Origin of the sequence: Wenyingzhuangia sp. 2_MG-2023, assembly GCF_030548295.1 — a bacterium.
Lineage (GTDB): Bacteria > Bacteroidota > Bacteroidia > Flavobacteriales > Flavobacteriaceae > Wenyingzhuangia.
Genome location: NZ_JAUOSB010000001.1, coordinates 267480 through 281565 on the forward strand (window position 1 = coordinate 267480; position 14086 = coordinate 281565).

The following is a 14086-nucleotide window of genomic DNA, read 5'->3' on the forward strand; positions in this document are numbered from 1 at the left end:
ACGTTTTAATTAGATCAAAAAGAAGTCTTCATACATGGAAAAAGAGCAAATCTTAAAATACTTAAACAATCAAATGAGCAATAAAGAATTGCGTGAATTTGATCAATTGTTAGCGAAAGAAGAAAACTTTAAATTATTCAAAGAGTTTTTAATTACGCATCAATATATAAATGTGAGTCAAGATCAATTTGATGATAAAGTTGCCTTTTTATTATTTGCTCGTAAAATTGGTATCAAAAAAGGATTTACTATTTCATTTTATCCTATGGCAATAAAAGTCTTAAAATATGCAGCAATCTTTATTGGATTACTTGTCTTGGTTACCAAGAGCTATAGAGACAACGAAACATTATTTTCAGAAGTTACCCTGAAGATGGGAAGTAATTTGATAAAAAAAATAAGTATAGATGATGAAACTGTAGAATTGAGGGATGACAAAGGAACGGTAGTCGCTATCCAACAAAAGGACAAATTGATTTATACTCTTGCGTCAACAATATCTCATAACAAAGTTGCTACAGAAATAAAGATGAATACGCTAAGTATTCCTTACGGTAAAAAATTTCAATTGATTTTGTCTGACGGTACAGAAGTACACCTTAATGCAGGGTCAACCATAAAATACCCTACGTTATTTGCTGAAAATGGAATTAGAAAAGTGGAGTTAGAAGGAGAAGCTTATTTTAAAGTTTCTAAAAATAAAGAAAAGCCATTTGTGGTCTATACAAATAAAATTAGAGCCGAAGTTCTAGGAACAGAATTTAATCTATCTAGTTATAGAAATGATCCTTTCTCTGAATTAGTTTTGGTTGAAGGTAGTGTTGGAATTTTCTTAGACAAAGAAAGATTAGATAGAGAAAATGACATTATTCTAAAACCTAATCAGAAAGTGAAACTTACTAAAAAAGACAACAAATTAACAGTTTCTAGAGTAAGAACAGAACCCTATGTTTCTTGGAGAAACAATGTATTGATCTTTAATAATGAAAATTTTGAAGGCATTGTACGTAAACTAGAAAGACGTTTTGATGTGAATATCAAAATTAATTATGACAAACTTAAAAACGAACATTTTACAGGTCAGTTTGATATTGAAACTTTAGAAGAAATCATCAAAACGTTTCAAAAAACAACTCCTTTTAACTACAAAATAACAAACAAAACAATCAATATTAACCCTTAAAAACTATACATGAAATAATATCTATCACAAAAAAAATCGAGAAATATTGCAGTATTCCTCGATTCAGTAAAATTAATCTAACAATGGTTCAATCATTAAACTAGCACTACAAAAGTATGGAAAAAAAAATACAGAATCTTTCTGTGAAAATTATTAACGCAAAATTAAGTTTAAAAATGAGGTTAAGTTTCATTTTATTGCTCTTATGCCTTATGAAGGCAAACGCAATCACTTATTCACAGAACACCAAGATCAACTTAGATGTAAAAGACGAGAATTTGTCTGTGGTTTTAGACTTGATAAAAGAGAAAACCGAATTCAAATTATTTTATAAAAATTCTGAAATAGACCTTAACAGGAAAATCTCATTAAAATCTGACAAAAGAAAACTTAGCGATGTTCTGAATGATATTTTTAAAGGAACCAATATTATGTATACTGTTTTTGACAAGCAGATTATACTAGGTACAGCTCCTGTAAAAATGGAAAACAAAATAGAAGCACAAAAAAGCTTTGTCATTGCAGGTCAGGTTGTAGATGAAGATGGTGTACCTCTATTGGGCATTACCGTTTCTGTAAAAGGAAGCAACAAAGCAGCCGCTACTGATTTTGATGGAAATTTTAAACTAGAAGTAAGCGAAGGAGATACTGTTCTAGTAAAATCTGTTGGGTTTACCACACAAGAAATTGTGATAAAAGACCAAAAGTTTTTAAAAATTGTTTTGGTAGAATCTTTAGAGCTTTTAGATGCTGTAGTAATTACAGGATATGGAAAAGTTGAAAAAAGAACTTTTACTGGAGCAAGTACTTCTCTACAATTAGAAGAATTAAAAATTGATGGTATTACCGATGCCTCTAGAATGTTAGAAGGACGTGTGGCTGGGGTAAACATCCAAAATGTATCGGGTACTTTTGGTACTGCTCCTAAAATTACCATTAGAGGATCTTCTTCCATTTTTGGAAACAACACACCTCTTTATGTAATTGATGGTGTTGTTCAAGAAGACGTTGTTAACGTAGATTTGACACAATTGACTTCTGGAAATGCACAAACTTTAATCAGTTCTTCTTTAGCAGGTATTGATGCAAACACCATTAAAAGTGTTGAAATTTTAAAAGATGCTTCTGCAACTTCTCTCTATGGTGCAAGAGCAAGAAATGGAGTGGTTGTGATTACTACCAAAGAGGGAAAAAGAGATAGTCCTCTAAGAGTAAGCTATAGCTCTGAAGTTACTATGACAGACGTACCAAGTTATAACAATTACGATATTTTAAATTCTAAAGAAACTGTAAGTATTTTTAAGGAATTAGAATCTAAAGGGTATTTAGACTTACCAGAGGTAGCACAAGCTAGATATGGAGGTGTGTATTATTTAATGGCAAAATTAACAGATACTTATTTAAGTAATGGTGAATTTGCTTTACAAAACACTCCAGAAGCTAGAAATGCTTTCTTACAACAATATGAAATGGGGAATACAGACTGGTTCAAAACGCTGTTTAGAAATGCCGTTTCACAAAATCATTCTTTAAGTTTTTCTGGAGGTGGTAAAAACAATGCATACAGTGCTTCTGTAGGTTTTTATACAGATCCAGGATGGTCTATAGCAGACAACGTAACTAGATTAACTACCAATTTAAAAAACACTTTCTACCTTTCAGATAAACTTACTGCAACTCTGTCTAGTATTATTTCTGTAAGAGATCAACTGACTCCAGGAACATTTGAAAGCGAAACCGATAATTTTAATGGTTCTGTTACTAGAGATTTTGACATCAACCCTTTTAGTTTTGCACTAAACACATCACGTGCCTTAAGACCAAGAGACCAAAATGGTGATTTGGAGTACTACAGAAACAACTGGGCTCCTATGAATATTCTTAATGAAACGGCAAACAATTACATGGATTTAAGTGTAAAAGACATTCGTTTTCAAGCAGATATAGAATACAAAGTAACCGACAAATTAAAATACAATGTTGCTCTTTCTAACCGATATGTAAACAGTACTTTTGAACATCAAATTAAAGAAAACTCAAACGTTGTTGGTGCTTACAATGCTGCTGAAACTACAATTGTTAGAGACGATAACATTTTCTTGTACAGCGATCCTAACTCCCCTAACAGTCCCCCTGTCTCAGTTTTTCCACAAGGAGGTATTTATAAAAAAACCGATTATGAATTAACATCTTACTACCTTAGAAACAGTCTTCAATTTGATGATAAATTTAACGACAGACATGAAGTAAGTTTATTGGCTGGACAAGAAATGAGGTTTGTAGACAGAAAAGATAATCGTTTTGATGGTTATGGAATTCAGTACGACAATGGCTTGGTTCCTTTTACAGATCCAAGATTGTTAGAAAAATTAATCACAGATGGTCAAGATCTATTTTCTCTAAACGAAGAAAAAGAAAGAACCGTTGCATTTTACGGAAAAGGATCTTACACCTACGACAACCGATACACTTTTTCTGCAACAGGTAGATATGATGGATCTAACCGCCAAGGTAGAAGCAATAGTTCTAGATGGTTGCCTACAGGTACTGTGAGTGGAAAATGGAATGTAACTGGAGAAGAATTTATGTTTGATGTAGATGCTGTAGATGCATTACAACTTAGAGCTTCTTATGGTTTGGTAGCTACTCCTGGTTCTGCAACCAACTCTTTGGCTATTTATCAAAATCAAACCACAGACAGATTGTTATTAGCAAACAGAGAATCTTATCTTAATATAGAAGATTTACAAAACGCAGAACTAACTTGGGAAAAACAATACGAAACCAACATAGGACTAGACGTTGCCTTATTTAACAGAGGTATTGAGCTTACTGTAGATGTTTTTAAAAGAGATATTTTTGACAATGTTGATTTTGTAAAAACCTCAGGAATTGGTGGTGAATACATCAAAACAGGAAACAATGCAGATGTAGATGTAAAAGGTTTAGAATTTTCTATCAACACCAAAAACATCAGTACAGAACACTTTAAATGGAACACAGGTTTCAACTTCTCTTATATAGACCAAGAAATTGTAAAATTAGCCAACCAGCCTACCGTTTTTGACTTGGTAACTCAAAATGGTGGAAATATAGAAGGGTATCCTATCAACTCTTTATTTTCTTTTGATTTTAAAGGATTAGACAACCGAGGATTGCCAACATTTGCATTGCCAGATGACAGCACCAATGAATTCAACGAAATTAACGGAGCTGACTTTCAAGAATCAGAAAACATCCTAGATTATTTGGTTTACGAAGGTTCTTCTAACCCAAACATTACTGCGGGTTTAACCAACAACTTTACTTATAAAAACTGGGACTTGTCTGTATTCATTAGTGCTTCTGGAGGAAATAAAATTCGTTTGAATCCTGTTTTTAGTGATGAATACTCAGACTTAGATGTATTTACCAAAGATTTTTCAAATCGTTGGATTTTACCTGGTGATGAATTGGTTACAAACATTCCTGTAATTGCAAGTGAAAGACTAAACTCTGAAATTCCAAACTTAGACAAAGCTTACAATACATACAATTACTCTACAGCTAGAATTGCAGACGGATCGTTTGTACGTTTAAAGAACATCTCATTAGGATATACTTTAGACAAAAAGTTAGTTAAAAAAATGGGCTTGTCTAATTTAAAATTTAAAATTCAAGCAACCAATTTATTTCTATTGTACTCTGACTCAAAATTAAACGGTCAAGATCCTGAATTTATCAACACAGGAGGTGTTGCTTTTCCAATAAAAAGGCAATACACTTTTTCTTTAAACCTTTCAATATAATTATGATGAGAAATATATATAAAATCAAAATCGCACTGTTGATAACTCTTGCTACTCAACTAGTAAGTTGTGATGATTATTTATCAGAACTACCCGATCAACGAACTCTGATTGACTCTCCTGAAAAAATATCTCAACTGATCACCAATGCGTATCCTCAAAGCGGGTATCAATTGATGGCGGAAATCATGTCTGACAATGCAGATGATAAAGGTACAACTGAAGAAACAACAGATTTAGAACTAGATTCTTTTCGTTGGATTACCAGTAATTTAGACACCAATGACACACCTGCAAGCTATTGGAATAGCTGTTACAATGCCATAGCACATGCCAATGAAGCATTGGCTTCTATAGAGAATTTTCCAGAAACAGATTTAAGCGCACAAAAAGGAGAAGCTTTGTTAGCAAGAGCTTACGGTCATTTTATGCTAGTTAATTTTTGGGCTAAATCTTACAATTCAACTACAGCAAGTACAGACTTAGGAATTCCTTATGTTCTACAACCTGAAACAGTTCTTTTAGAAGAATACACCAGAAATACCGTTGAAGAAGTTTACGACCTAATTGAAAAAGATTTGATTGAAGGACTGGCATTGGTTACAAGTGATTATGATCAGCCTAAATACCACTTTACAAAAAGTGCTGCATATGCATTTGCTACTAGATTCTATTTGTATAAAGGAGATTGGGACAAAGTAATTGAACATTCTTCTAAAGTATTGACAAACCCTAGCAATCAAATTAGAAATACAGAAGGATACAGATCTTTAACTTATAGTCAAAACAAAGCCATTTATCCAAGTGCTACAGAGACCACCAACTTGTTAATTGTTTCTACAGAATCACTTTACGATCGTAGGTTTGCAAGTACACGTTTTGGATTGTCTGCCTTAAAAGCAAATGAATTGTTTTTTAGTGGAGCCGGAAATCCTCTTTCTAAATCTTGGTCATATGCTGTTTATGGAACAGACGTAGTTTACAATTTACCAAAATTTGATGAATACTTTAAATTGACCAATGCGAATGCAGGTATCGGAATTCCTCACGTAGAAATAGTATTGTTTAGTATTGATGAAGTGTTATTAAACAGAGCAGAAGCTTATGCCATGAAAGAACAATACACAGAGGCATTAGCAGATTTAGATATTTTCTTATCTAGAAAAACAAGATCATACGATGCTACCACAGACAAATTAACAGATGATATTGTAAAAGCTAACTACCCTATAGTAACAGATGAATATACCCCATCTTATAGTTTGTTAGACAACCAGACACCGTACGTAAAAATGATTGCTGAGTTGAAAAGAAGAGAGTTTTACCACGAAGGATTGCGTTGGTTTGACATTAGAAGATTTGATTTAGAAATCACACACGAGCTTTCAGACAGATCTGTAGTAGTTTTAGAAAAACAAGACCCAAGAAAAGCATTGCAAATACCAACTTTTGCATTGGCACAAGGTCTTACAGCCAATCCTAGATAAATTATTAATTAAAGAAATTTGAGATATGAAAAAAATAAAAATTATTTTAATTGTTATGCTTCAACTAACTTTAGGGTTGAGCAGTTGTGCTTCAAAAGATGATTTGGGAGAAAGCGAATTAGACATTACCACTCCTGAATTAACTGATTTGGATGTATGGATCCGAGATAATTACACATTTGATTACAATATTGAAGTATTGTATCGTTGGAATGAAAACGCGGTAGATAGAAACCGATATTTGTTTCCTCCTACTGCCGAAAAAGTACAACCTGCTTTAGCTGCCATCAAAAAAATATGGATTGACACCTACACTGAAGTTGGTGGAGAAGATTTTATAAAAAAAATAGCTCCTAGAGAAGTTCTTTTGGTTGGTGGAATCAATTTAAATCCATCAGGAACCATCACTTTGGGAGTTGCAGAAGGAGGAAAAAGAATTACCTTTTTCAACACAGATTTGGTTGATTTAAAAGACAAAGCTAGTTTAGTGAGATTTGTATCTACCATGCAACATGAATACGCACATATTCTAAACCAAACTGTCCCTTTTGATGAGGAAGAATTTCAAGCAATTACTCCTTTTAACTATACCGCACAATGGTTTAATGAAAGCATTGAACAAGCAAACGAACTAGGTTACATTACAGACTACGCAAGAGCTAATGTTAGCGAAGATTTTGCAGAAATGGTAAACGCAATGCTTTCTAACAGCGCTGATGAGTACAATGCTATTCTTACCGGAATTCAAGATCGAGTTGTTGCTAGAGAAGTTGCTGCTGCTGTAAACAGTCTTCCTGCTGATGCTACTCCGGAAACAATACAAGCCGTAACAGATGCTGTAACGTTAACTGCCAGTAATGAAGCACAAATTGCAATCAACGCAATTAGAACAAAAGAAGGGCTTGTTGCAGAATACTTCAAAACAAATTTTGATCTAGACATTTACCAGCTTCAAGAAATTGCAGCTAGAAATACTTTAGAAGTTTTAAACAATTAAATTAAAAAATTATGGACATAAAAATAATTGAAAATTATTTCAAAAACATAGCATTACTCATCCTCTTAACAACAGTTTTTACTGCTTGTCAAGATGAAATAGAGGTTGAGTCCAAGTTTTCTGAATCGGCAGCAGTTCGTATTACTAACAACGAAACAGAAATTAAAGAATTATTAAAGTCATCACCAGAAGGTTGGAAAACAACTTATTTTACAGACAATGAATTGTTAGGAGGTTACACTTTTCTTTTCGATTTTGAGGATGATAAAAACGTAAGAATGACTTCAGATTTTGATGATGATTTTACCGTAGCTACTAGTGAATACCAAATTGTATATGGGTCTACCTCCAAACTCTCCTTTGCTACCAGAAACGAAATTCACAAATTATCAGACTCGGACAATTTTCCTACGGGAGATTTAAGAGGTGAAGGTTACAAAGGAGATTTTGAATTTTTATACTACGGACAAGAAGGTGATGATCTTATTTTTAGAACCAACAGAGACTTTATAGAATTGCGATTTACCAAAGCCACCGTAGATGATTGGACAGAAATTGAAGAAAGTAAAATAATGCGCGAAAAATTAGTTTCCGATGCTACAACTTCTGTTTACAAATCTTTAGCTATTTCTGATGGAACTACAGAAACAAGATACGACTTGTCTTACAACACCGCTACTTTGTTTGCCAATGCCAAAAGATTGAATGAAGAAGGTAAATTTTCTGAATTGAATTTTGGTGTAGCTGGAACAAAAGAAGGATTGATTGCAGATCCTGCTATTGAAACGAATGGAGTTTCATTTAAAGATTTTGTATTTGATTCTGATTTGTCTCAATTTGTAGCAACCGTAGATGGTCAAACTGCATCTATTGGTTTTTTTGACGAACCTGCGTTTCTTACGGATGACGTAGCTGATATTGGTGTAGATTTAGGAACATTTGTATATGCTTTAAGTGAAGGAAACAATGCGCTGACATCTCCTGGATTTGATGCTTTAATTGATCAAATTGAAACAAACGCTGGTACTAGGTTTCCTTTTGAAACACTAGCTCTTTTTTCCTCACCTGATGGTTCAGATGTAGAACTACTCTTGCTAATGGGAGGGTATGGATTCCGTTATACCTTTACTTCTGAAATTAAGGATAATAAGTATTTTTTAACTTATGTAGGACCTAGAGATGGTAATGGGGCTTTCTTAGAAGCAGCTGTTTTGCCATTTATAGAAATGTTTGCAGGACCAAATGGATTGTATTATACCAATGAAGGTTCTTTTAATGCTATAAAAGACGATGGAAGTGTAACCAGCTATTCAAATATTTCTGGTGCATTTGTAAGTGCCGATAGTCCAAACATAAGATTTTACGGTTATTGGTTTTAACATTTAAACACTTATGCTCAACTTTAAAAAAATACCCTATTGATTTTTAATGCTGTAAAAATTAGCCATTTTTATAATAAGTTTATTTTATGTTTTATTTATATTGAAAACCAAGGGAGCTAGCTGTAGTATTTATAGCTACAGCTAGCTATTAAAGAAGCATTAAAAAACCGATTTAGAATTAATTCTAAATCGGTTTTTTAGCTAAAATTCTTTTACACTACTTACAATGTAATTCCAACAAATGCTTGAAACAATGTATTAAATTCATCCGAATCTTTATAAGCACTGCTCAACCCATAATAATACCTAAGTCCTATTGTTACTCCTGGATTGATAGCAAAACCTACACCTCCGTTAATTCCCCAATCAAAAGTATTAGGCTCAGATGTTTTGGTAGAAGTACCAATTATAAAATCAGTTTCTTCCTTTTTACTAATCGTTACACCTACTTGTGGACCTAACTCAACATATAAAGGTTTTAAAATATATGCTTTAAACATCAAAGGGATTTGTATGTAATCTAGCTTTATTTTTTGATTGTCACCATCTTTAAACCCTAACTGAGAATATATTAGCTCTGGTTGAAAAGAAACATTGTTGTTAATTTGGTGTTCACCATAAACCCCTACATGGAATCCATTTCTATTGTCTACATCTCCACTTCTTAACGAACTTAAATTGTAACCCGCTTTGATTCCAAAATAGGAATTGTTTTCTTGTGCAAAAACAATGGCAGAAAATAACGTAGCAATTACTAAAAATTTGATCTTCATAATTTTTGTTTTTCAATTTATGTATTTATAATACACAAAAAATTGAACAAAACAAAATTATTTAGAAATTGGCACCACAATATTCACCGTGGTTCCCTTACCATCTTCTGATGTAATCAACAACTCACCATCTATATAATTCACACGTTCTCTCATAAATCTTAACCCATTTCCTGTTCCTTTGTATTTGTGAGTGTCCTTGGTATCAAACCCTACACCATCATCTTCTACCCTAATTTTTAAATAGGAATCTGTATGGTACAACGTGATTAAAATATACTCAGACATTGAATATTTTAAAGCATTGTTTACAGCTTCTTGCACCACTCTGTAGATATTTACTTCTACATTGTTATCCAATCGTTTGTCAAATTCAGAAACATTTTCATACAATACTTTGTGACCTGTAAAATTCCCAACCATGTTGCTCATTTTACGTATGGCAGAAGCCACTCCATGATCCGTTAATTCTGGTGGAGCCAAACTAAAAGTTACTGCTCTCACATCTTTAATCAACTGTCCAAAAACTTCTTTTAGTGATGAAAGACTTTCTTCTGCTTTTATTTTGTTGGTAAAATCTATACCATCAATATTAAAACGCAATGCTGTCAACATTTGCCCAATTCCGTCATGTATATCTTTGGCAATACGTTTTCGTTCATCTTCTTGAGCCGTCATAATTTGCTGAGACAAATCTTTTTGTGACTGTACTTCTGCAACAAACTTATTTCTGTTTACCCGTTGCATTTCCATACCCGCATGTTTTCGCTTGGTAATGTCATGACAAACAATCAACCTACGTTTAGAATTTTTAAGATTGTCCATATTGATGATTGACATTTCCATCCAAAAAATTTCGCCTTCATGATTGGTCAACCTCAACTCTTTATTCACCAACTCACCCTCCGCACTATTCAACACCTTTCTAATTCTATGGTGCTGATTGTGTTTGTATGTAAGTACTTCTTCAAATTTCCTAAAGGTCAAATCTTCTTTATGACCTAAATATTGCTCAAATTTTTTACTGATATACGCAATTCTATTCTCATCTGTAATTGTTGCGTACAAAACAGCATTGTTTACCGCAAAGTTCAATTCTCTAAAACGCAATAATGTATTTTCTCTAGACGATAAAGGTCTGTCTGAATTATGGATGTTGTTTTTTATAGCTAACAAATCCGTAATCAAATCTAAATACGTGATATAGGTTGGTCGAATCAATTTGAATAAAATATAACCCAAATATCCCAACACAAATGTAGAAATCAATCCTAAATACAATTTTAGGTTGTCAATATCATCTTGTGTCATTAAGACCGTATTCTCATCAGAAAGTTGATTTTGAATTGCGTAACTCATTACAATGACAATCGCAAACAACAGAAAAAAAGCTCCTGATATTTTAGACCTCCTTTTTTGTAAAAGTGACCGTTCCCTATCTGATAAATACGTATCTAATAATCCCATAATTTAAGCCAATGCTTTTTGAACCAGTGCCAATCCAGAGTCTGAAAATGGCAATTTCAACGCAGCTTCGTGTCCTTTATCAGACATTTTACCCCACGTTTTTTGAACAATATCAATTATTTTTTCATCGCTATGCTTGGTTGCAAAGTCATCAAAGTAGAATTCTAAAAACACCAAACAAATTACATCTTCTAAAGCTTGAGTCAATTCATTCTTTTTTAATTGTTTTTTTAACAACATAAATTTCACCTCATCAATCAAGTCTTGCTCGTAACCTACTTCTTTTAATATTTCTTCTGCTTTTTGAGAATGCATTTTTTTCAATTCATTTCTCCAAGTTATATAACCAACTTTATCCATAGGATAAGTACTCCTTGGAATTTCCCATCTACAAATATGTTGACATCTAACAGCCAACTTTAAAGACTCTGGAGCATCTGGCATAAAATCTTCTAATTTTTTGCTCATTCTTACCCCGTAGATATATTCTTTTGAATAAGTTATATCCCCAACTATTTCTTGGTTTGTATCTTTTTTATTTGCCTCATCTATCAATAAAATTGCTTCGTCGTATTTCATGTAAATTAATTTATAATACAAAGTTCGTTAAAAAGGTTAAATATATTTACCCCAAAAGCGCAGAATAATCTCTGACTGAAAAATTACGTAGATTTTCTTATGAATTTACGTAATTTCGTTGTAATTTTACGTATAATTTCATTAAGTACCCTATTTTTCCTAAATTCATAAAAACCAATGAGTCAAATTAACATTTTATTAGTTGATGATCACCTATTAGTAAGAAATGGACTGCGATCTTTGTTAGAAAGCGAACCCAACTTTACTGTTGTGGGGGAAGGAACTAATGGACAAGAAGGTGTTGATTTTACTTTGGAATTGAAACCAGACATCTTAATTATTGATGTTCGCATGCCTATTATGAATGGTATTGATGCCGTAGCCCAACTTTCAAAATTGGGAACCTCTACAAGGTCTATCATTTTATCAATGCACGATTCTGAGGAATATATCTTAAAAGCAATTTCTGCAGGAGCAAGTGGTTATTTGTTAAAAGACACAAATAAAGATGAATTTGTAAAAGCAATTACCAACGTTTACAATGGTGGTAAGTATTTTAGTGGAGACACTACTGATGCTATTGTAAAAAGTTTGATCAACGGAACAACTCCTCAAAGAACAGTTGCCAACAGTTACAACGACACTTCTAAATTGACTAAAAAAGAATCTGAAATTTTAGAATTCATTTTAAATGGGTTTACCAATTTAGAAATTGCAGAAAAATTAGGAAAGAGCAAACGAACTATTGAAACACACCGTTTCAACCTAATGAAGAAACTAGATGTTAAAAATTTAGTGGAACTTTCTAAAAAAGCTCAAGAATTAGGCTTTTAATTTACGAATACCTTAATTCTAACCTGTATTTTTTAATAACTTTAGCAGATAAAGAAATTTGCTATGTTAGAAAAAGTATATGCTGCTGCCTTTTTAGGTGTGGACGCAACCCTTATTACCATTGAAGTAAATATTGACAAAGGTATTGGATACCATCTTGTGGGTTTGCCAGACAATGCCGTAAAAGAAAGCAACTTTAGAATTCACGCAGCTCTTAAAAATAATCAACTTCATTTTCCAGGTAAAAAAATAACCATAAACATGGCTCCGGCTGACATGCGTAAAGAAGGAACCGCTTATGACTTATCTTTAGCCGTTGGAATTTTAGCTGCATCCAATCAGGTAAATTCCCAAAAGTTAAAGGAATATATTATTATGGGAGAACTTTCTTTGGACGGAAGTTTACAGCCCCTAAAAGGAGTTTTACCTATTGCTATAGAAGCTAAAAAACAAGGATTTAAAGGAATTATTCTCCCTACCAAAAACGCCAAAGAAGCGGCATTAATAGATGACTTTGAAGTTTATGGACTAGAAAATTTATCTGATGTAATAGATTTTTTAGACGACAACAAAAAATTTACTCCTCTAATTTTTGATACTCAAAAATATTTAAACGAAATAGATGATAAATTTTCGTTCGATTTTATGGATGTTAAAGGGCAAGAATCTGTAAAACGTGCTTTGGAAATTGCAGCTTCTGGAGGTCATAATATTTTATTAATTGGTCCACCTGGTTCCGGAAAGACTATGTTGGCAAAACGTCTCCCAAGTATTTTACCTTCCATGTCTCTGAACGAAGCCATTGAAACTACTAAAATTCACTCCGTTGCAGGAAATACTAAAAACAAGGAAGGTCTAATTTTAGAACGTCCATTTAGATCTCCTCATCACACTGTTTCTGATGTTGCACTGGTTGGTGGTGGACAGTATCCTCAACCTGGTGAAATTTCTCTAGCTCACAATGGAGTCTTGTTTTTAGACGAATTGCCTGAATTTAAAAGAAGTGTTTTAGAAGTTATGCGACAACCCTTAGAAGACCGGGAAGTAACCATTTCTAGAGCAAAATTCACGATTACTTATCCTAGTAGTTTTATGCTTATTGCAAGTATGAATCCATCGCCAAGTGGTGATTTTATGAACGATCAAAACAAAATCCAATCTTCTTCATTAGAGGTAAAAAAATATTTGAATAAAATTTCAGGCCCGTTGTTAGATAGAATTGATTTACATATTGAAGTGAACCCTGTTCCGTTTGACAAATTGAGTAATGAAATTCCAGCAGAAACTAGCAAATCTATCAAACTACGTGTGCAAAAAGCTAGAGACTTACAAACAAAAAGATTTGACGAATACAACATACATTACAATGCACAAATGGATGTAAAGCACATTAAAAAATACTGCAAATTAAACCAAGACACCAAAGCTTTGCTTAAAAAAGCAATGGAATCTTTAAACCTATCCGCCAGAGCTTACGATAGAATTTTAAAAGTTAGCAGAACTATTGCAGATTTAGAAGCTTCTCAAAACATTGAATCTCATCATATTGCAGAAGCTATTCAATACCGTAGCTTAGATAGAGAACACTGGGTTTGA

At 33.0% G+C, this 14086-nt stretch carries 10 protein-coding genes; 7 read left to right on the forward strand and 3 right to left on the reverse strand.

Annotation, left to right across the window (positions count from 1 at the left end):
• Positions 1-34 precede the first annotated feature (34 nt).
• From Q4548_RS00935 to Q4548_RS00955, 5 genes are all read left to right on the forward strand, one after another.
• Positions 35-1183, forward strand: coding sequence for a FecR family protein (locus Q4548_RS00935; RefSeq protein WP_303450326.1), 1149 nt, complete (start codon positions 35-37; stop codon positions 1181-1183).
• A gap of 212 nt (positions 1184-1395) precedes the next feature.
• Positions 1396-4971 (forward strand): SusC/RagA family TonB-linked outer membrane protein, encoded by a 3576-nt coding sequence (locus Q4548_RS00940; RefSeq protein WP_303450329.1) that lies wholly within the window; start codon positions 1396-1398, stop codon positions 4969-4971.
• Positions 4972-4973: 2 nt separating this feature from the next.
• On the forward strand, positions 4974-6458 hold the full coding sequence (locus Q4548_RS00945) for a RagB/SusD family nutrient uptake outer membrane protein (protein ID WP_303450332.1): 1485 nt from the start codon (positions 4974-4976) through the stop codon (positions 6456-6458).
• Between the two features lie 25 nt (positions 6459-6483).
• The gene (locus Q4548_RS00950) at positions 6484-7455 is read left to right on the forward strand and encodes a substrate import-associated zinc metallohydrolase lipoprotein (RefSeq protein ID WP_303450334.1); all 972 of its coding nucleotides are present in this window, start codon (positions 6484-6486) and stop codon (positions 7453-7455) included.
• 11 nt (positions 7456-7466) lie between these two features.
• Positions 7467-8834, forward strand: coding sequence for a DUF4302 domain-containing protein (locus tag Q4548_RS00955; protein ID WP_303450336.1), 1368 nt, complete (start codon positions 7467-7469; stop codon positions 8832-8834).
• A 224-nt stretch (positions 8835-9058) separates the two neighbouring features.
• On the opposite strand, the gene Q4548_RS00960 is transcribed toward Q4548_RS00955, so the two are convergent.
• Genes Q4548_RS00960 through Q4548_RS00970 form a run of 3 tightly spaced genes read right to left on the reverse strand, consistent with a single transcriptional unit; the run spans position 9059 to position 11656 of the window.
• The gene (locus tag Q4548_RS00960; RefSeq protein WP_303450338.1) at positions 9059-9610 is read right to left on the reverse strand and encodes a porin family protein; all 552 of its coding nucleotides are present in this window, start codon (positions 9608-9610) and stop codon (positions 9059-9061) included.
• 57 nt (positions 9611-9667) lie between these two features.
• Positions 9668-11077 carry a PAS domain-containing sensor histidine kinase gene (locus Q4548_RS00965; RefSeq protein WP_303450341.1) on the reverse strand — a complete coding sequence of 470 codons (1410 nt, stop codon included), beginning with the start codon at positions 11075-11077 and terminating at the stop codon, positions 9668-9670.
• Between the two features lie 3 nt (positions 11078-11080).
• Positions 11081-11656: a DUF4202 domain-containing protein gene (locus tag Q4548_RS00970; RefSeq protein WP_303450344.1), complete on the reverse strand. Its 576-nt coding sequence runs from the start codon at positions 11654-11656 to the stop codon at positions 11081-11083.
• A 177-nt stretch (positions 11657-11833) separates the two neighbouring features.
• Between Q4548_RS00970 and Q4548_RS00975 the strand changes: the two genes are divergently transcribed.
• Both Q4548_RS00975 and Q4548_RS00980 read left to right on the forward strand, forming a co-directional pair.
• Complete coding sequence (locus Q4548_RS00975) at positions 11834-12490, forward strand: response regulator transcription factor (RefSeq protein WP_303450347.1); 657 nt, start codon at positions 11834-11836, stop codon at positions 12488-12490.
• 63 nt (positions 12491-12553) lie between these two features.
• Positions 12554-14086 (forward strand): YifB family Mg chelatase-like AAA ATPase, encoded by a 1533-nt coding sequence (locus Q4548_RS00980; RefSeq protein WP_303450350.1) that lies wholly within the window; start codon positions 12554-12556, stop codon positions 14084-14086.

Bases quoted from the DNA above. Each gene is read 5' to 3' on its own strand.
- Q4548_RS00935 (WP_303450326.1), top strand. From the start codon at position 35: ATGGAAAAAGAGCAAATCTTAAAATACTTAAACAATCAAATGAGCAAT.
- Q4548_RS00940 (WP_303450329.1), top strand. From the start codon at position 1,396: ATGAAGGCAAACGCAATCACTTATTCACAGAACACCAAGATCAACTTA.
- Q4548_RS00945 (WP_303450332.1), top strand. From the start codon at position 4,974: ATGATGAGAAATATATATAAAATCAAAATCGCACTGTTGATAACTCTT.
- Q4548_RS00950 (WP_303450334.1), top strand. From the start codon at position 6,484: ATGAAAAAAATAAAAATTATTTTAATTGTTATGCTTCAACTAACTTTA.
- Q4548_RS00955 (WP_303450336.1), top strand. From the start codon at position 7,467: ATGGACATAAAAATAATTGAAAATTATTTCAAAAACATAGCATTACTC.
- Q4548_RS00960 (WP_303450338.1), bottom strand. From the start codon at position 9,610: ATGAAGATCAAATTTTTAGTAATTGCTACGTTATTTTCTGCCATTGTT.
- Q4548_RS00965 (WP_303450341.1), bottom strand. From the start codon at position 11,077: ATGGGATTATTAGATACGTATTTATCAGATAGGGAACGGTCACTTTTA.
- Q4548_RS00970 (WP_303450344.1), bottom strand. From the start codon at position 11,656: ATGAAATACGACGAAGCAATTTTATTGATAGATGAGGCAAATAAAAAA.
- Q4548_RS00975 (WP_303450347.1), top strand. From the start codon at position 11,834: ATGAGTCAAATTAACATTTTATTAGTTGATGATCACCTATTAGTAAGA.
- Q4548_RS00980 (WP_303450350.1), top strand. From the start codon at position 12,554: ATGTTAGAAAAAGTATATGCTGCTGCCTTTTTAGGTGTGGACGCAACC.